At 70.6% G+C, this 17,912-nt stretch carries 15 protein-coding genes and 1 riboswitch; of the genes, 3 read left to right on the forward strand and 12 right to left on the reverse strand.

What is annotated here, in order from left to right:
• Positions 1-201: 201 nt before the first annotated feature.
• Entirely contained in the window at positions 202-789 is a 588-nt protein-coding gene (locus AB0G28_RS23290) for a bacterial proteasome activator family protein (RefSeq protein ID WP_361092435.1), read from the reverse strand.
• A gap of 134 nt (positions 790-923) precedes the next feature.
• Between AB0G28_RS23290 and AB0G28_RS23295 the strand changes: the two genes are divergently transcribed.
• On the forward strand, positions 924-2,123 hold the full coding sequence (locus AB0G28_RS23295) for a cysteine desulfurase-like protein (RefSeq protein WP_361092438.1): 1,200 nt from the start codon (positions 924-926) through the stop codon (positions 2,121-2,123).
• Here AB0G28_RS23295 and AB0G28_RS23300 read toward each other — a convergent pair.
• Entirely contained in the window at positions 2,120-3,106 is a 987-nt protein-coding gene (locus tag AB0G28_RS23300) for an NAD(P)H-quinone oxidoreductase (protein WP_361092441.1), read from the reverse strand. The two genes, AB0G28_RS23295 and AB0G28_RS23300, sit on opposite strands and share 4 nt — an antisense overlap.
• Positions 3,107-3,187: 81 nt before the next feature.
• Between AB0G28_RS23300 and AB0G28_RS23305 the strand changes: the two genes are divergently transcribed.
• Positions 3,188-4,729 (forward strand): M28 family metallopeptidase, encoded by a 1,542-nt coding sequence (locus AB0G28_RS23305; protein ID WP_361092444.1) that lies wholly within the window; start codon positions 3,188-3,190, stop codon positions 4,727-4,729.
• A 65-nt stretch (positions 4,730-4,794) separates the two neighbouring features.
• On the opposite strand, the gene AB0G28_RS23310 is transcribed toward AB0G28_RS23305, so the two are convergent.
• The 10 genes from AB0G28_RS23310 to metG all read right to left on the reverse strand — a co-directional run bounded on the left by AB0G28_RS23310 (position 4,795) and on the right by metG (position 17,188).
• On the reverse strand, positions 4,795-6,483 hold the full coding sequence (locus AB0G28_RS23310; protein ID WP_361092447.1) for a fatty acyl-AMP ligase: 1,689 nt from the start codon (positions 6,481-6,483) through the stop codon (positions 4,795-4,797).
• Positions 6,484-6,507: 24 nt separating this feature from the next.
• Positions 6,508-7,089 carry an adenylate kinase gene (locus tag AB0G28_RS23315; protein ID WP_361092450.1) on the reverse strand — a complete coding sequence of 194 codons (582 nt, stop codon included), beginning with the start codon at positions 7,087-7,089 and terminating at the stop codon, positions 6,508-6,510.
• A complete protein-coding gene (locus tag AB0G28_RS23320) occupies positions 7,086-8,849 on the reverse strand; it encodes an ABC-F family ATP-binding cassette domain-containing protein (RefSeq protein WP_361092453.1) in 1,764 nt (587 codons plus the stop codon). Before AB0G28_RS23320 ends, AB0G28_RS23315 begins: the two co-directional genes overlap by 4 nt.
• A gap of 4 nt (positions 8,850-8,853) precedes the next feature.
• A complete protein-coding gene (locus AB0G28_RS23325; RefSeq protein ID WP_361092456.1) occupies positions 8,854-9,261 on the reverse strand; it encodes an ASCH domain-containing protein in 408 nt (135 codons plus the stop codon).
• Positions 9,258-10,220: a 4-(cytidine 5'-diphospho)-2-C-methyl-D-erythritol kinase gene (locus AB0G28_RS23330; RefSeq protein ID WP_361092459.1), complete on the reverse strand. Its 963-nt coding sequence runs from the start codon at positions 10,218-10,220 to the stop codon at positions 9,258-9,260. Before AB0G28_RS23330 ends, AB0G28_RS23325 begins: the two co-directional genes overlap by 4 nt.
• A gap of 126 nt (positions 10,221-10,346) precedes the next feature.
• Positions 10,347-11,360 carry an ATP-binding cassette domain-containing protein gene (locus AB0G28_RS23335; protein WP_361092462.1) on the reverse strand — a complete coding sequence of 338 codons (1,014 nt, stop codon included), beginning with the start codon at positions 11,358-11,360 and terminating at the stop codon, positions 10,347-10,349.
• 209 nt (positions 11,361-11,569) lie between these two features.
• Positions 11,570-11,660, reverse strand: a riboswitch (SAM riboswitch).
• 127 nt (positions 11,661-11,787) lie between these two features.
• Complete coding sequence (gene rsmA, locus AB0G28_RS23340; protein WP_361092464.1) at positions 11,788-12,624, reverse strand: 16S rRNA (adenine(1518)-N(6)/adenine(1519)-N(6))-dimethyltransferase RsmA; 837 nt, start codon at positions 12,622-12,624, stop codon at positions 11,788-11,790.
• A gap of 182 nt (positions 12,625-12,806) precedes the next feature.
• Positions 12,807-14,255 (reverse strand): transglycosylase family protein, encoded by a 1,449-nt coding sequence (locus AB0G28_RS23345; protein WP_361092467.1) that lies wholly within the window; start codon positions 14,253-14,255, stop codon positions 12,807-12,809.
• Positions 14,256-14,544: 289 nt separating this feature from the next.
• Positions 14,545-15,381, reverse strand: coding sequence for a TatD family hydrolase (locus AB0G28_RS23350; RefSeq protein WP_361092470.1), 837 nt, complete (start codon positions 15,379-15,381; stop codon positions 14,545-14,547).
• 10 nt (positions 15,382-15,391) lie between these two features.
• Positions 15,392-17,188: a methionine--tRNA ligase gene (gene metG, locus AB0G28_RS23355; protein ID WP_361092473.1), complete on the reverse strand. Its 1,797-nt coding sequence runs from the start codon at positions 17,186-17,188 to the stop codon at positions 15,392-15,394.
• A 52-nt stretch (positions 17,189-17,240) separates the two neighbouring features.
• Here metG and AB0G28_RS23360 point away from each other — a divergent pair, with 52 nt between their 5' ends.
• The gene (locus tag AB0G28_RS23360; RefSeq protein ID WP_361092476.1) at positions 17,241-17,840 is read left to right on the forward strand and encodes a PadR family transcriptional regulator; all 600 of its coding nucleotides are present in this window, start codon (positions 17,241-17,243) and stop codon (positions 17,838-17,840) included.
• Positions 17,841-17,912 lie beyond the last annotated feature (72 nt).

Raw genomic sequence — 17,912 nt, forward strand, 5'->3', positions numbered from 1 at the left:
GGGGCGGGGGGGTGTGGGGGGGTCTCCGGGGGGGGGGCTGTGTGCCTAGGTGTCTCGAGTTAAGTGGGGGGGACCTCGGACGTCCCGAATGAGTCATTCGCGACACCGGTCGGCACCCTCGGACGGAACCGGCCGCAAAGTGAGTTGTCCACAGGAGTTGTCCACAACCCCACCGGTCTGTGGACAACTCCGCGGCGAACCTCAGAGGTACTGCCCGGTCCCGGAAATCCCCGGCCCGTGCTCATGCCCATGTCCCGCGGCCCCGGAAGGCCCGGCCGGCAACCCCCGCCGCATCTGCTCCAACTGCACCCGAGCAGCCATCTGCTGGGCGAACAGGGCCGTCTGGATCCCGCTGAACAATCCCTCCAGCCACCCCACGAGCTGGGCCTGGGCGATCCGCAGCTCCGCGTCCGACGGCGTCGAGTCGTCGGTGAACGGGCGGACCAGCCGCTCCAGCTCGTCCTGCAGCTCCGGGGCCAGCGCCTTCTCCAGCTCGCGGATCGACGTCTGGTGGATTTCGCGCACGCGCGTGCGCGAAGCGTCGTCCAGCGGGGCCGCTCGGACTTCCTCCAGGAGCTGCTTGATCATCGTGCCGATCCGCATCACCTTCGCCGGCTCTTCGACGAGGTCGCCCACCGACTCGGGGTGGTCGTCGCCGTCAACGCCGCCAGAGGGGGTCAGCTTGGCTGCGCCCACCGGCGTGCCGTCCGGTCCGACGACCACCACGTGGGGTGAAGATTCCTGGCCCGGGTCACCCGCTGTGAAGTTCGGCTCGGTCATGTGCTCCATCCTGGCTTGCCTTCGACACGCTCCGCGACACCCATGGGGTGTCCGTCTCCGAGCGTAGCCGTAAACGGGGTTCCCGGTGGCTCTCCACCCAACCCCGGGCGCACGGCGAAACCGCACGTCCGTACGGTGTCCCCATGGCGTTCGACGTCGCTCGTATCCGTGGGCTCTTTCCCGCGCTGGGTGACGGCTGGATTCACTTCGACGGCGCCGCCGGAATGCTGGTACCGGAACAGGTCGCTTCGGCCGTTTCCACGGCGATGCGCGCACCGGTGTCCGGGCCGGGCGGAGCGTTTCCGGCCTCACAACGTGCGGAAAGCATCGTGACCGCGGCCCGCCGGGCCGTGGCCGACCTGGTCGGGGCCGACCCGGCCGCCGTCGTGCTCGGGCCGAGCGCGCCGGTCATGCTGCGCCGGCTCGTCGACGCGCTCGCCGAGCGCTGGACGATCGGCGACGAAGTCGTCGTGTCCCGGCTCGACGAGCAAGCGAACCTGGCGCCGTGGCAGCGCGCCGCGAAGCGGGTCGGCGCCGTCGTGCGCTGGGGTGAGATCGACATCGAGACCTGCGAGCTGCCCGCGTGGCAGTACGAGCAGCTCGTGTCGGCGCGCACCAAGGCCGTCGCCGTCACGCTCGCGTCCGGGTCCGTCGGCACCCGGCCGGACGTGCCGACGATCATCGAGTTCGCCAAGCGGGTCGGCGCGCTCGTCGTCGTCGACGCCACCTACGCCGCGCCGTTCCTGCCGCTCGACATCAACGCCCTCGGCGCCGACGTCATGGTCGTGTCCGCGCAGGCCTGGGGCGGGCCGTCGGTGGGCGCGCTCGTGTTCCGCGACCCGGAGCTGATCGAGCGGATCCCGGCCGCCTCGCTCGACCCGATGGCGCGCGGCGCCGCGCGCCTGGAGCTCGGCCCGCACGCCTACCCGCTGCTCGCCGGGCTGATCGCGTCGATCGACTACCTCTCGGGCCTCGACGACGCCGCGACCGGATCGCGGCGCGAGCGTCTCGTCACCTCGCTCGGATCGGCGAAGTCGTACCACGCCGGGTTGCTCGCGCAGCTGTCCACGGAACTGCTCTCGCTGCGGCACATCATGGTCATCGGCAACGCCATGCGCCGCATCCCGGCGCTGGCCTTCGCCGTCGCCGGCAAGAAGGCGCCCGAGGTCGCCGAGTACCTGGCGACGCAGGGGTTGTGTGCCTTCGCCGATGACGGCACGAGCGGCGTCTTCGCGTCACTCGGCGTCGGAGAAGTGGGCGGCGCCGTGCGGATCGGGCTCGCCCACTACTCCAACGTCTTCGAGATCAACCAGCTGGTGCGAGTCCTCGAAGAACTCCGTTAGGACTTCGCCGCCAGCAGGACCTTGCCGAACACGCTGCCCTCTTCGAGGACCCGGTGCGCGGTCGAGGCTTCGGCCATCGGCACGACCTGGCCGACGATCGGCTTGACGAGGCCGTCGGAAACCAGCGGCCACAGGCGCTCGCGGACGTCGGCGACGATCGCGGCCTTCTGGTCCAGCGGGCGGAACCGCAGGCCCGCCGCGAACACCGAGGCCCGCTTGCCGAGCAGCGCGCCGACGTTCAGCTCGCCCTTGACCCCGCCCTGCATGCCGATGATGACCAGCCGCCCGTCCTGCTGCAACGCGTCGACGTTGCGGCCCAGGTAGGACGCGCCCATGTTGTCGAGGATGACGTTCGCGCCGCCGGTCTCCTTGCGGAGCACCTCGACGAAGTCGTCCTCCTTGTAGTTGATCGCGATGTCGGCGCCGAGCTGGCGGCAGCTCTCGAGCCGGTCGGCCGAGCCCGCGGTGACGGCGACGGTGGCGCCGAGCGCCTTCCCGACCTGGATGGCGTGCGTGCCGATCCCGCCGGCGCCGCCGTGGACCAGCAGCACCTCGCCCTCGGCGAGCTTCGCGTGCATCACGACGTTCGCCCACACCGTGCAGGCCACCTCGGGCAGCGCGGCCGCGGTGAGCAGGTCGATCTCGCCCGGCACCGGCAGCAGCTGCCCGGCCGGGACGACGACCTTCTCCGCGTAGCCGCCGCCGGCGAGCAGCGCGCAGACCTCGTCGCCGACTTTCCAGCCCGCAGCGTCTTCCAAGCCCTCGCCGAGTTCGGCGATCGTGCCGGAGCACTCCAGGCCGAGGGTTTCGCTGGCGCCGGGCGGCGGCGGGTAGTGGCCCTGGCGTTGCAGCAGGTCCGCGCGGTTCACCGCGCTCGCGGCGACATCCAGCAGCACTTCGCCGGGGCCGGGACGCGGATCCGCGACCTCCGCCCACTCGAGAACGTCCGGGTCACCTGGTTCACGGATGGTGATCGCGTACATGTGTCGACTGTATACCGCGGCCGAAGGACCCGCCGAAAGGCGCATTGACGGACTTCGCAAAGCGAACAAAAGTGAGCAACCATGTCACTCTTCCGAAAGAGAATCCTCCCGCCGGTGGCCCTGGCCGCCGGCGCGACGCTGGTGCTCGGCCTCACCCCGGCCGCCGCCGCGCCGACGCTCCCCGAAGGTCCCGCTCTGGCGAAACAACTCGTCGACAAGGTCGGCGTCAACGGTGTCAACCGGCACCTGATCGCCCTCCAGCGCATCGCCGACACCAACGCCGGTACGCGCGCGGCGAGCACCGAGGGGCACAAGAAGTCCGCCGAATACATCGCGACCAAGCTCGAGGCGGCCGGCTTCCAGGTGACGCGCCAGGAGTTCCCGTTCACCTATTCACAGACCCTGGCCGAGAAGCTGACCGCGGGCGGCGCGAACGTGCCGATCATCGCGATGTCGTACACGCCGTCGACGCCGGTCGGCGGCATCACCGCCCCGCTCGCGGTGGTCGCGGTCGACGCCACCAGCGGCTGCGAGGCCACCGACTACACCGCCGACGTGGCCGGCAAGATCGCGCTGATCAAGCGCGGCGGCTGCACGTTCGCGCAGAAGCAGCAGACCGCCGCGGCCGCGGGCGCGATCGGCGCGATCGTCTACAACAACACCGACGGCGCGCTGAACGGGACGCTCGGGGGCCCGGAGAACGCGAAGATCCCGACCGGGGGCGTGACGGCGGCCGCGGGGGCGCAGCTGGCCACGCTCGGCGGGCAGAACGTGACGCTCGAGCTGCGGGCCTTCCAAGAGGCGCGGACCAGCTACAACGTCATCGCCGAGACCAAGACCGGGCGCAAGGACAACGTCGTGATGCTGGGGTCGCACCTCGACAGCGTCGCCGCCGGTCCCGGCATCAACGACAACGGCTCCGGCTCGGCCGCCCTGCTCGAGACCGCGCTGCAACTGGGGAGCACGCCGAAGGTCAACAACGCCGTCCGGTTCGGCTTCTGGAGCGCGGAGGAGTTCGGCCTGATCGGCTCGACCTACTACGTCGACCAGCTGACCTTCGAGCAGCAGCTCGACATCGCGCTGTACCTGAACTTCGACATGATCGGCTCGCCGAACGCCGGGTACTTCGCCTACGACGGCGACAACTCCGACGGTGTCGGCGCGGGCCCCGGCCCGTACGGCTCGGCGCAGATCGAGAAGACCCTCGTCGACTTCATGCAGGCCGCGAAGGGTGTTTCGCTGGACGGCACCGACTTCACCGGGCGTTCGGACTACGGCGAGTTCATCGCCGTCGGCATCCCGGCCGGCGGCCTGGACACCGGTGCCGAGGTGCTGAAGACCCCGGCGCAGGCGGCGAAGTGGGGCGGCACGGCCGGCATCGCGTTCGACCCGTGCTACCACCAGGCCTGCGACAACCTCGGCAACATCGACCGCGTCGCGCTGGAGCGCAACGCGGACGGCGTCGCCTGGGCCCTCGGCGTCTACGCGACGAGCACCGAGAGCATCAACGGCGTCCAGCCCGGCAAGGCCAAGTCGAAGTCGCTGACGGCGCAGAAGCGTTCGGCCCAGCGGTCCCTCACGGCGCACGCCGTGGCCGGTGACCCGCACGCGCTGACCGCCTGACCCAAGCGCCCCAATGTGGCGTTCGGTGCGTCCAACGCACCGAACGCCACATTGGGGCGCTTGGGTCAGGCGTCGGCGTTCCGCTTGATCCGGTCCGCGAACTGGACCGCGGTCGCGGCGCGCTTGACCTTGCCGGACGGCGTTTTCGGGAGGCTTCCGGCCGGCAGCACGACCACTGCGTACGGCCGCATGTCGACGGCGTCGCGGACCCGGGCCGACACCTGCTTCATCAGGTTCTTCTCGGCCTCCGCGTCACCCGCCAGCTTCGACTCGACGACCACCGCGAACCGCTCGCGACGGCTGCCCGCGTCCAGCCGGACCGCCACCGCGTTGCCCGCGCGCACCCCTTCGACCGAGGTCGCCGCGCGCTCGATGTCCGTCGGGTACAGGTTGCGGCCGCCCATGATGATGACGTCCTTGCGGCGGCCGCAGATGACGATCTGGCCGTCCACCAGGTAACCGAGGTCGCCCGTGTTCAGCCACCCGTCGTCGTCCTGCGTGGCGACCGGGCCCTCCATGGTCAGGTAGCCGGGCGTCACGGCCTCGCCGCGCAGCCGGATCTCGCCGACCTCGCGCTCGCCGACCCGCGCACCGGAGTCGTCGACGATCTCGGCCTCCAGCCCGTCCAGCGGACGGCCGAGCAGCGCGAACGACCGGACGCTGTCGGTGCCGCGCCGCGGGTCGCCTTCGGGGACCGGCACCGCGCGGTTTTCCGCCTCGAGCGCGTCGGCCTCGACGACGTCGAGGGTGAGCCCCGTGAACAGCGGCGCGAACGAGACCGCGAGCGTCGCTTCGGCCATGCCGTAGGCCGGGAAGACGCACTCCGCCGGCATCTTGAACCGGGCGCCGGCGTCCACAAAGGTCTGGACGGCGGTTTCGTCGATGGGCTCGGCGCCGTTGAGCGCGATACGCAGTTTCGACAGGTCGTACGCGGTGTCGTCGTCGACGCGGGCCATCCGGCGCCCGACGATGGCGTACGCGAAGTTCGGCGCCGCCGTGGTGGTGCCGCCGTACTTGGTGATCAGCTCCGGCCAGATCAACGGGCCCGACAGGAACTCGACCGGCGTGATCTTGACCAGCTCGACGCCGAAGGTCATCGGCACGGTCAGGAAGCCGACCATCCCCATGTCGTGGAACGTCGGCAGCCAGGACACCATCACGTCGGTGTCGAAGTCGAACTCCGCGCGGTCGACCATGGCCTTGACGTTGGAGTACAGGTTCCCGTAGGTGATCCGCACGGCCTTCGGGTCGGCGGTCGAACCGCTCGTCAGCTGCAGCAGCGCGGTGTCGCCCTCGTCGGTCGGGACGACGTCGGCGAGCGGCTCGGCTTCGGCCAGCTCGGTGATGAGCTTGAACCCGATACCCTTTTCGCTCAAGACGGGCGCGAGCTGGTCGAAGGGTTCGCCCAGCAGCACGAGGTCCGAACCGATCATCCCGAGCACGCGCACGGTGTCCTCGGCCCATTCGGCGAGGTCGGTCCGCGGGGTCGGCTGGTGCAGCATCGTGACGCTGCCACCGGCGAGCCACACGGCCTGCACGGTCGGCGCGATCAGCACCGGCGCGGCGGCCAGCACCGCCACGGCCCCGCCGCGCCCGAACCCGCCGGCGACCAGCCCGCCGGCGATCCGCCGGGCTTCGGTGTGCACCTCGGCCCAGGTCCGCCGGACCGGCTCCTTCGGCTCCCCGGTGACCATGCCACGCTGCTGACCCCGCTGCGTCGCGGTGGCGACGAGCGTGTCCACGAACCTGCTCATGTGCGTCAGATTACTGTCTGGGCGTCAACATCCGCCGACCAACGCGGAAACCGGGCCTCGCAGCCAGCGGTCCACTTGCCGCTGCCCCCGCAGCCGGACGACGACGAGGTCGGGGTGGCGGTTCTCGTCGATCAGCTTGCGGACCCGCGCGCGCATGATCGGGTGGTACCGCCACGCGAGCCGGACGATGTGGTTCCGGTCGGTGAAGAAGGTGTGCAACGGGCCTTCGACGTTGCCGCCGGCGATCTTCGTGCCCCGGCCGAACCGGCGTTGCAGCGTGCGGGAAATGACCCGGACCATGGCCAGGGCACGCGGGTGGTCGAGCCACACCAGCACGTCGAGCCGGGCCGTCATCCGCTCCCGGACTTCTTCGCCCTGCCACTCGATGGCCCAGACGTCGCGGTCCAGGTACTCGAGCAGGTCGGCCTGCCAGGTTTCCCGCACGGTCCAGCCTGGCCCGTGGAAGAAGGTCTCCATCTCGACGAACGGCACCCCCAGGCGCTCGCACAGCATGCGCGCGAGCGTCGACTTGCCCGATCCGGCGGAGCCCGCCACGGCGACGCGCCGGAGCACACCGAGAGGGTCGTCGGGCCCGACGACCCTCATTCCAGCAGCTCGGACGTCTCGAGCCAGCGGCCTTCGACGTCCTCGATCTCGCCTTGGACGCCCTTCAGCTCGGCGTTGAGCTCCATCAGCTTCGCCGGGTCGGTCGCCGCCTCCAGGAGCGACGCGTGGAGCTTCTCCTCCTTGGCGTGCAACTGGTCCAGCTTGCGCTCCAGCCGGCCGAGCTCCTTCTGCGCCGCCCGCAGGTCGGCCGCGGACTTCTTCGCCTCGGTCTTGGCCGCCGACGGCGCCGGGCCCGCAACGTCCTGGGCCGCCGCGCGGCGGTTCAGGTACTCGTCGATCCCGCCGGGCAGGTGGGTGATCCGGCCGTCGCCGAAGAGCGCGACGATCGTGTCGCAGACGCGCTCCACCAGGTAACGGTCGTGCGAGACGACGACCATCGTGCCCGGCCAGCCGTCGAGCAGGTCCTCCAGCTGCTGCAGGGTGTCGATGTCCAGGTCGTTCGTCGGCTCGTCGAGCAGCAGGACGTTCGGCTCGGCCATCAGCAGCCGGCACAGCTGCAGCCGACGTCGCTCGCCGCCGGAGAGGTCCTCGACGGGCGTCCACTGCCGGGCCGCCGGGAAGCCGAGCTTCTCCCCCAGCTGCGACGCGGTCATCTCCTGCTTGCCGAACACGACGCGCCCGGCCACCTGCTCGATCGCCTGCAGCACGCGCAGGTCGCCGGGCAGGTCGTCGAGCTCCTGGCGCAGGTGCGCGAGCGCGACGGTCTTGCCTTCGATGCGGCGGCCGGTCGACGGTTCGACGTCCCCGCCGAGCAGCTTCAGCAGCGACGTCTTGCCCGAGCCGTTGACGCCGACCAGGCCGATCCGGTCGCCCGGCCCGATCCGCCAGGTGACGTGGTCGAGCAGCTTCCGCTCGCCCACCGCGTACGTCGTGTCTTCCAGCTCCAGCACGGTCTTCCCGAGCCGCCGCTTCGCGAACGCCTGCAGCTCGACGGAGTCGCGCGGCGGCGGGACGTCGGCGATCAGCGCTTCGGCCGCCTCGACGCGGTACCGCGGCTTCGACGAACGCGCCTGCGGGCCGCGGCGCAGCCACGCCAGCTCCTTGCGGGCCAGGTTCTGCCGCTTCTCCTCGGCCGTCGCGGCCAGCCGCGCTCGCTCGGCGCGCGCGAAGATCCAGTCCGCGTAACCACCTTCGTACTGCTCGACGCGGCCGTTCGCGACCTCCCACGTCAAGGTCGCGACGGTGTCGAGGAACCACCTGTCGTGCGTGACGACCACGACGGCGACCTTCCGGGCCAGCAGGTGGTCGGCGAGCCAGCGGACACCTTCGACGTCCAGGTGGTTGGTCGGCTCGTCGAGCACGATCAGGTCGAGTTCCCCGGTCAGCGCGGCGGCCAGCGAAACCCGGCGGCGCTCGCCGCCGGACAGGTTCGCCGTCGGGGTGTCCAGGCCGATCGCCGTGATGCCCAAGCCGTCCACAATGGACCGGACGCGCGCGTCGGCGGCCCATTCGTGCTCGGCGCCGTACCGTTCCAGCACGACGTCGCCGACCGTGCTGCCGTCGGGCAGTTCCGTGCGCTGGGTGACGACGGCCATCCGCAGATCGCGAACATGGCTCACCCGCCCGGAATCCGGCTCGGCGAGTCCGGAAAGGACTTCCAGCAGGGTGGTCTTGCCCCCGCCGTTGAGGCCGACGACGCCGATGCGCTGCCCGGCCGCGACGCCGAGCGACACGCCGTCCAGCAGCGGGCGCACCCCGTACGACTTGCTCACCGCCTCGAGATTGACCAGGTTGGCCATCCGCTCAGCCGATCCTCTCTACGATCACGAACCGCGTCGCCACGACCATGGTCGTGTCGTCCACGGTGAATTCCGGGTCTTCCAGGGCGGCGCGCATTTCCGCGCTCTGCCAGTAAGCCGTGTGGTCGGCGCGCCACTCGGCGACGCTCGTGAAGCCTTCGCCTTCGTCGAGCGCGTGCTGAAGGTCCACTTCGGACAGTGGAAGGACGCGGACCTCGGTGGTCTCGAGCACCGCGAGCCCTTCTCCCGCCGAGTCGATCATCAGCTCGCGCTCCCCGACGACGGGCAGCTCTTCGCCGTACTTCTCGTATTCGGCGACCAGGCCGGTGGTCGACGTCTTCTCCCCGCGCAGGATCGCCGCGACCAGCTTGTCGCGCAGCGGGCCGGGGAACGCGAACTCGGCGTGCTTCACGCGTGCACCCGCGGCGGTGCCGGGCGGGGCGCGTCGTCCCCGCCGACGACGCGGGCGCCGGGGACCGGGCCGTGTGCCACCCGGACCGTGCGGCACACCCCCGCCCCCGACAGCTCCGCGGCGACCTCCACCGCGGACTGCGCGTCTTCGCACAGGAACGCGCACGTCGGGCCGGAGCCGGACACCGTGCCGGCCAGCGCGCCGGCGTTGACGCCCGCCCGGAGCGTGCGGCGCAGCTCGGGCCGCAGTGAAACCGCCGCCGCCTGGAGGTCGTTGCCCAGCAGGAGGGCCAGCTGGCGCGGGTCGCCGGAGGCCAGCGCCTCGACGACCGGGGTGTGCGAGCCGATCCGGGGCGGGTTGCCCGCCGCACGCAGGCGGTCCAGCTCGCCGAACACCTTCGGCGTCGACAGCCCTTCGGAGTCGAAGGCCAGCACCCAGTGGAACGTGTGCCGCGACAGCACCGGGACGAGCTTTTCGCCGCGGCCGGTCCCCAGCGCGGTGCCGCCGTAGAGCGCGAACGGGACGTCGCTGCCCAGGCCGGCCGCGATCTCGGCCAGCTCGTCGCGCGTGACGTCGAGGTTCCACAGGCTCGCCAGCCCGACCAGGGTCGCCGCCGCGTCGGCGCTGCCGCCCGCCATGCCGCCGGCGACCGGGATGCCCTTGCGCAGCACCACCCGGACCTTCGGCTCGCCGGTGCGGCCGACGTGCGCGGCCAGGGCTTCGACGGCCCGCCAGGCCAGGTTTTCGGGCCCGGTCGGCACCGAGCCCTCACCCTCGCCGTAGACCTCGATGCCGGGTTCGTCGGTGACCGCGACGGTCACCTCGTCGGTCAGCGACAGGGCCTGGAACACGGTCACCAGCTCGTGGTAACCGTCTTCACGCAGGTCGTCGACGGAAAGGTGCAGGTTGACCTTCGCCGGGACCCGGACGGTGACTGGAGGCGGAACGACTGCGAGCACCCGACCAGCCTACGTGCTCGCCAAAACACCCCAATGTGGCGTTGGGTGCATCTGACGCACCCAATGTGGCGTTCGGTGCGTTGGACGCACCCAACGCCACATTGGGGCGCTTGGGGCCAGGCCGGGTCAGGCGGCGGCGATGCCCTGCGGACCGCGCGCGGTGTGCGTCACGTGGCCGCCGCGCTCGGCGACCCACGCCAGCGCCGCGTCGGCCCGCTCGCCGCGGACGCCGAGGCGGAACCGGCCGACCGGCGTGTCGCCGATCCGGGTCAGGCCGCCGCCGATCGTGGCGAACTCGACGTCGAAGCGGCCCGCGGCCTCGGGCAGCAGCGCACCCACCGACGCGAAGCCGATCAGCACGACGTCGGCCGAGCGGTCGTAGCGCGCCGCCTGCGAACGGGACGTCTCGATGGCGGGCAGCAGCGCCTGCGCGGTGCGGCTGGCCGGGTCGGAGATCAGGTCGAGCACCGTGCCGCGCTCGACGACCGTGCCGTCTTCCAGCACGGCGACGTCGTCGCAGAGCCGGCGGACCACGCCCGCGTCCGGCGTGGTGACCACGACGGTGACCCCCAGCTCGGACCGCGCCCGGTCGAGGACGGCCAGGACGGCACCGGCCTCCTCCGGGTCGACGCCGGCGGTCGGGTCGTCGGCGAGCAGCACGGCGGGGGCCGCCGCGAGCGCCTTCGCGACCGCGACGCGGCGGAGCTGACCGGCGGACAGCTCGCCGGGACGCTGCGCGGCACGCGGCGTCAGGCCGACGAGGTCGAGCAGCGAGCCGACCCGGCTGCGGCGCTGCGGGCCGTCGACGCCGAGCTGTTCGAGCGGCGAAGCGATGTTGCCGGCGATCGTGCGCTCGGCGATCAGCTCCGGCTTCGTGGAGACGACACCCAGCTGACGGCGGATTTCGCGGAGCCGGCGGCCGTCGAGCGTGCCGGTGTTGAGGCCGTCGAGGCGGACGACACCGCGGTCGGGACGCTCCTGCAGCGCGATGCAGCGGGCGAGGACGGACTTGCCGGACCCGGCCGGGCCGACCACGCCGAACAGCGAGCCCGCCTGGACGTCGACACTCACGTCCCGCAGGGCGACGACCGGATTTCCGTTGGCGGCAAAGGATTTGGACAGGTTTTCGACGGTGATCACGAAGGCTCCAGAAAACGGGGTGCGCGCAGCACGCGGCACCCGGCCGCAAGCGAGTTCCGTCCGCTTTGGACGGTGCATGAAGAAGAGGTGGACCGGCAGGGGCTAGCTCAGTGGGAGCGCCGACATGCGGTCACGGAGCGGCGGCCTTCGTCGACAACGCGACGCCTGGTCAGGAGCAGGGGGCGGGCTACCCTCTTCATCGAAAACGGCCTCCATCGGTCCTGGCGGTAGCACCTGCCCTGCGGAGGGTGGTTGCTGCGACTTCGGCGAGCCAGGTCTCTCAGTCGCTCGGGATGGACGTACTGAGTAAAACCGATCCCACGGAGCGAAAGCAAGCCCGTTGGCCCAGATCACACGAGTGGAGGTGTCCGAATCGCGGGATGAGCGGCCGCGCGGGCGTATTTTCACCGCCTCCACTGTGGACGTGCTAACGCGCGGTGGCGATCCGCGCGAAGTCGTGCACACCGAGCTGCTCACCGCGGGTCTTCGGATCGATCCCGGCGGCGGCCAGCAGCTCGCCGGCGCGCTCGGCCGAGCCCGCCCAGCCCGCGAGCGCGGCCCGGAGCGTCTTCCTGCGTTGTGAGAAGGCGGCGTCGACGAGCCCGAAGAGACGGTCGCGGTCCCCGGACGCCGGCGCGTCACCGCGTTCGAACGCGACGAGCGCGGAGTCGACGTTCGGTACCGGCCAGAACACCGAGCGTGGCACCGCGGCGACCTTGCGCGCGGTGCCGTACCAGGCGAGCTTGACGCTCGGCACGCCGTAGATCCGGCTGCCGGGCCCGGCCGCCATCCGGTCGGCGACCTCCGTCTGGACCATGACGAGACCGGTCTTCAAGGACGGCAGTTCGGCGAGCAGGTGCAGCACGACGGGCACGGCGACGTTGTACGGCAGGTTGGCGACGAGGGCGGTCGGCTCGGGCAGCTGCTCGCGCGTGACGCGCAGGGCGTCGGCGCCGATGACGGTCAGCCGTTCCGCGGCTTCGGGCCCGCGTTCGGCGACGGTCTTGGGCAGCCGTTCGGCGAGCTTGGGATCGATCTCGACGGCGACGACCCGCGCGCCGGTGGCGAGCAGCCCGAGGGTCAGCGACCCGAGCCCGGGCCCGACCTCGAGGACGACGTCGTCTTCGTCGATGTTCGCCAGCTCGACGATCCGCCGGACGGTGTTGGGATCGTGCACGAAGTTCTGCCCGAGCTTCTTGGTCGGCCGCACGTCCAGCTCGGCCGCCAGCCCGCGGATCTCGGCAGGCCCCAACAGTTCAACCACCGGACGAGCGTACCCAGGGGGTCGGTTCACGTACCCGGACGGTCGGCTCGCGTGATTGGAGGGTCGGCTCGCGTGATTGGGGGGTCGACACGCGTGATTGGAGGGTCGGCACGCGTGATTGGGGGGTCGACACGCGGAACGGCCCCCGTCCGAGGTGGACGGGGGCCGTTTCGAAGCCGCTGTCAGGCCTTCTTGCCGCAGACCGGCCAGGCGCTGTAGCCGCCGCGGGCGTCGCGGACCTTCTCCGCGATCGCGATCTGCTGGGCCTTGGTGGCCTGGTTCGGGTACGCCGCGTACTGGTCGCCGCCGTAGGCGTCCCAGGTCTGCTTGTCGAACTGGAGGCCGCCGTAGTACTTGCCGGACGCGTTGACGATCGACCAGTTGCCGCCCGACTCGCACTGCGCGATGCGGTCCCAGACGCTCGTGTCGCCGATGTCCGGGTCGGCGGGCTTCTTCGTGCCGACGTGGACGATCTTCGGCTTGGCCGGCGTGATGACCTGCTCGGAGATGCTCTCGCGGGAGACCTCTTTGCCGTTCTTCTGCGTGACCTTGTAGGTCACCATCTTCTCGCCGGGCGTGCCCGGGTCCTCGACGTTGGTCTTGCCCTTTTCGAGGTCCGGGTCGTCGACGCGCTGCTCGGGCGGGGCGATGGTCTCCTTCTGGACGACCGTCGAGACGCCGGTGCGGCTGATGTGCACCTCGGCGCCGTCGGTCAGCTTGACGTCCAGGCCGCCTTCGGCGGCGTCCTCCGGGCCCAGGGTGAGCTTGTACTCGCCCAGGAACTCCTTGGTGGTGACCGCGGTGGTGGTGACCTTCTTCGGCTCGTTCGCACCGTCGTAGAGCGTGATGTGCTTGAGCGTCTTGATCTCGACGGTCGCGCCCTGGAGCGGCAGCTCGCCGTCCTTCGGCATCGACATCCACGTGCCGGCCTGCTCGGCCTGGGCCATGCCGAGCTGGGACAGGGCGTCGCCCAGGTGCGTCGCGCGGACCCAGGAGGTGTGCTCGGCGCCGTCGACGATCAGCTTCAGCTGGCGGCCCCGCTCGAGCTTGATGACGCCGCCGTCGCCGACCTCCGCCTGCGGGGAGGGGGACAGCGAGTCGTGCGCGCCGACGGACAGGCCCGCGTCCTCGAGCACCTCGCCGACGGTGTCGCCGAAGGAGTGCACGGTCTGCTGGTGGCCGTCGACGTCGACGGTGATGCTCTTGTTCATCGCCAGCGCGGCCGCGCCGCCGCCGGCGACGCTGATCATGACGCTGAGGACGGCGCCCTTGAGGAAGCGGCGCTTCCAGACCTTGGTGGTCTCGCGGAGACCCTCGTCCAGGGCCGCGCGACGCGCTTCGGGGGAAGCGGTGCGGTCGGCCTCGAACTCGTCCGGGATGACGATGGGCGGCAGGTAGGTCGTCTCGGCGTTGATGAGGCGGATCAGTTCGTCGACGTCGACGTCGATCTCGGCCATCATCGCGTCGGCGTCGGGGCCGAGCGCGGCGAGGATGTCCTGCTGCGTGATGTTCGGGTCGTCGGAGAAGTCGAGCTGGCCGTACGCAGTGTCCGCGAAAGCACGGTCCTCGAAGCCGAATTCGCGGTCGAGGACGGCCGCGGAGCGCGCTCCAGCCTGTCTGCTACCTGTCACCGGGTCGTTCCCTTTCCCAAGGTGCCGTTCGGGGCGGCACCTTTACGTCTGGGCCCTCAGCCGGCGCCATCGTCACGGTTCCAGGCCGTACCGCTCCTGGTTCCGCTTCCCCGACGTGCACTGACGTGACTGTGGGCGTAACAGCCGGCAACTGCTGAGTGCAGTACCGACCGGCACGATCACGGGACAGTAACGGGTCCCGCCGGGTTGCGCAAACACCCCCCGGAGTGTCGTGATCTGGGTCACTCCATCAGGTGGACGAGCCGGGAACCCTGTTGTCGCAATGCGTTCACCCCGATGTGACACTCGGGAGTCGGTACACCCGCTCGGCGGTGGTCCGGACCGATTCGGCGACTTCGTGGACAGCTTCGCCCCTGAGCGCCGCGAGGTGACGGACGGTGTAGGCGGCGCAGTAGGGCTCGTTCGGCCGCCCACGGAACGGGTGGGGGGTCAGAAACGGCGCGTCGGTCTCGACGAGGTACTGCCCCGGCGGGCAGAGCCGCGCCGCCTCGTGGAGCCCCTTCGCGTTCTTGAACGTCACCGTGCCCGCGAAGGAAAGGACATACCCCGCGTCGACGCACTTGCGGGCCATTTCCGCGTCCCCGGAAAAACAATGGAAAATTACGGCATTCGGCGCACCCTCTTCGGCCAGGATGCGCAACACGTCGTCGTGGGCGTCGCGGTCGTGGATCATCAGCGGCTTGTCCAGCCGCTTCGCGAGGTCGATGTGCCAGCGGAACGCCTCCTGCTGGGCGTCGTGCGGCGAGTAGTCCCAGTAGTAGTCGAGGCCGGTCTCGCCGACGGCGACCACGCGGCCGTCCGCGGCCAGCCGCTCCACTTCGGACTTCTCCGCCTCGCCGAACCCCTTGGTCCGGGTCGGGTGGATCGCGACCGCGGCGAAGACGCGCGGGTCCCAGCCCGCCGCCTCGGTGGCCCAGCGGGCCGAGGCGAGGTCGTCCGCGACCGTGACGACGCGGGCGACGCCGGCGCGCTCGGCGCGGTCGACCATGGCCGTGACTTCGGCCGCGGTGACCGCGCCGCACGCGTCGAGATGGGTGTGCGCGTCCACCACCGTCACCGGGAGCCGGTCCGGAACCGGCGGTAGCTCGCGCTTCTCGTCACCCATGCATGCCTTCTTACTCCTTGGTGATCGGCGCCCACTCCGGGCCGGTCTCGCCGAGCGCCGCGTCGAGCTTGGTGAACAGCGGCGACGGCTTCTCCAGGGGCCGGCCCACCTCGATCGGCTTGGACGCCCACTCGGCCTGCTCGGCCGCGTAGTCGCCGGTGAGGATCGGGTTGACCCGGCCGTCGATGTCGAGGTCGTCGACCTGCTTGAGCTCCGGCTGGGCGGCCCAGACGCCGGTGCCGCCGAGGGCCTCGTGCACCTTCTGCGCCGAGTGCGGCAGGAACGGCGTCAGCAGCGTGTTGGCGTCGCTGACGACCTGCAGCGCGGTGTGCAGCACGGTGTCGCGCCGCGCGGGGTCGTCCTTGAGCTTCCACGGCTCCTGGTCGGAGATGTACTTGTTCGCCGCGGTGACGACCTTCATCGCCTCGCCCGCCGCCAGCTTGAACCGGGACCGGGCCAGGTGCGCGCCCGCGGTGTCGAAAGCCTTGCGGGACAACGCCTTCAGCTCTTCGTCGGCCGCCGTCGGCGCCTCCGGGCGCGGGATGGCGCCGACGTTCTTGTGCGCCATCGAGATCGACCGGTTGACGAGGTTGCCCCACTCGTTGGCCAGCTCGAAGTTGGTCCGGCGGACGAACTCGTCCCAGGTGAAGTCGGTGTCCTGGGTCTCCGGGCCGGCGACCGAGATGAAGTACCGCAGCGTGTCCGGGCCGAAGTCGCGCAGGAAGTCCTCGACGTAGATCACGCGCCCGCGCGAGGTCGAGAACTTCGAGCCGCTCATGGTGAGGAACTCGCTGGAGACGATCTCGTCGGGCAGGTGCAGGCGGCCGTACTTGCCCGGCTCGCCACCCTTGTCGCCTTCGCCGTTGTGGCCGAAGAGCAGCGCCGGCCAGATCTGGGCGTGGAAGGTGATGTTGTCCTTGCCCATGAAGTAGTAGGACCGCGCGTCCGGGTTGGTCCACCACTCCTGCCACGCGTCCGGGTTACCCGCCCGGCGGGCCCATTCGACGCTGGCGGAGAAGTACCCGATCACCGCGTCGAACCAGACGTAGAAGCGCTTGAGCGGCTGGTCGCGCCAGCCGTCCAGGGGGATCTTCACGCCCCAGTCGAGGTCGCGGGTGATCGGCCGCGGCCGCATGTCGTCGATCAGGTTCTTGGTGAAGTTGAGGACGTTGGGCCGCCAGTCGGTCTTGGTGGCCAGCCAGTCGCCGAGGGTCTTGGTGAACGCGGGCAGGTCGAGGAAGTAGTGCTCGGTCTCGACGAACTTCGGCGTCTCGCCGTTGATCCGCGACTTCGGGTTGATCAGCTCGGCGGCGTCGAGCTGGTTGCCGCAGTTGTCGCACTGGTCGCCGCGCGCGCCGTCGTACCCGCAGATCGGGCAGGTGCCCTCGACGTAGCGGTCGGGCAGCGTGCGGCCGGTGGACGGGCTGATCGCCCCGCGCGTGGTCTTGGGCACGACGTAGCCGTTGCGGTGCAGCGCCAGGAAGATCTGCTGCGTGACCTCGGCGTGGTTGCCGGTGGTGGTCCGGGTGAACAGGTCGTAGGTCAGCCCGAGGCCCTGCAGGTCGTTCGCGATCTGCAGCGTGTACTTGTCGGCGGTCTGCTGCGGGGTCAGGCCCTCCCGGTCGGCCTGGACGGTGATGGGCGTGCCGTGCTCGTCGGTCCCGGACACCATGAGCACCCGGTTGCCGGCCATTCGCTGGTAGCGGGAGAAGACGTCGGACGGGACGCCGAATCCGGACACGTGGCCGATGTGGCGGGGGCCGTTGGCGTAGGGCCAGGCCACCGCGGTCAACACAGGGGTGCTCATACCTTATTAGCCTACGGAGGGCGTCACGCGCTTTGTCGGGAGGGAGGTCCGGTTGTCGGCGACACGGCTGCTCGTGCTCGGGGTGGTGCGGATGTACGGCCGCGCGCACGGTTACCAGGTGCGGCGCGAGCTGCTGACCTGGTCGGCGGACAAGTGGGCCAACGTCCAGCCGGGCTCGATCTACCACGCGCTGAAGAAGATGACCGCCGAAGACCTCCTGGAGCAGGTCGACGTCGAGCCGGGCGAGGGCGGCCCGGACCGGACCGCCTACCGGCTCACCGCCGAAGGCGAGCAGGAGTACCAGGTCCTGCTGTCGAAGGCGCTGTCCGACCCCCAGCTCAACCACCCCGACCTGTCGGCCGCGATCTCGCTGATGACCACGCTGCCGCGGGCGCGCGTGATCAACCTGCTCCGGCACCGGCTGGTGCACCTGGAGGCCGAGGATCGTCAGGCGGGACTGATGCTCGAAGAGCTGAAGGTGAACATGGGCCTGGGCACGCCCGAGCACGTCGGCGAGCTGTACCGGCTGTGGGGCGGGATCACGAAGGCGAGCCTGACCTGGCTGCAGGGTCTGATCGAGCGGCTCGAAGCGGGCGACTACGTGATGGACGGCGAACCGGGCGAGCCGTTCGGCGAACCACCGGCTGGGTAATCAAGTTTGACTAGCGCATCCTTCTCGGGCACAGTGTGCGCCTCAGCTAGTCAAGCTTGACTACATTCGAGA

The organism is Amycolatopsis sp. NPDC021455 (assembly GCF_040640995.1).
GTDB lineage: Bacteria > Actinomycetota > Actinomycetes > Mycobacteriales > Pseudonocardiaceae > Amycolatopsis.

Bases quoted from the DNA above. Each gene is read 5' to 3' on its own strand.
- AB0G28_RS23305 (WP_361092444.1), top strand. From the start codon at position 3,188: ATGTCACTCTTCCGAAAGAGAATCCTCCCGCCGGTGGCCCTGGCCGCC.
- AB0G28_RS23295 (WP_361092438.1), top strand. From the start codon at position 924: ATGGCGTTCGACGTCGCTCGTATCCGTGGGCTCTTTCCCGCGCTGGGT.
- AB0G28_RS23315 (WP_361092450.1), bottom strand. From the start codon at position 7,089: ATGAGGGTCGTCGGGCCCGACGACCCTCTCGGTGTGCTCCGGCGCGTC.
- AB0G28_RS23300 (WP_361092441.1), bottom strand. From the start codon at position 3,106: ATGTACGCGATCACCATCCGTGAACCAGGTGACCCGGACGTTCTCGAG.
- AB0G28_RS23310 (WP_361092447.1), bottom strand. From the start codon at position 6,483: ATGAGCAGGTTCGTGGACACGCTCGTCGCCACCGCGACGCAGCGGGGT.
- metG (WP_361092473.1), bottom strand. From the start codon at position 17,188: ATGAGCACCCCTGTGTTGACCGCGGTGGCCTGGCCCTACGCCAACGGC.
- AB0G28_RS23350 (WP_361092470.1), bottom strand. From the start codon at position 15,381: ATGGGTGACGAGAAGCGCGAGCTACCGCCGGTTCCGGACCGGCTCCCG.
- AB0G28_RS23320 (WP_361092453.1), bottom strand. From the start codon at position 8,849: ATGGCCAACCTGGTCAATCTCGAGGCGGTGAGCAAGTCGTACGGGGTG.
- AB0G28_RS23290 (WP_361092435.1), bottom strand. From the start codon at position 789: ATGGAGCACATGACCGAGCCGAACTTCACAGCGGGTGACCCGGGCCAG.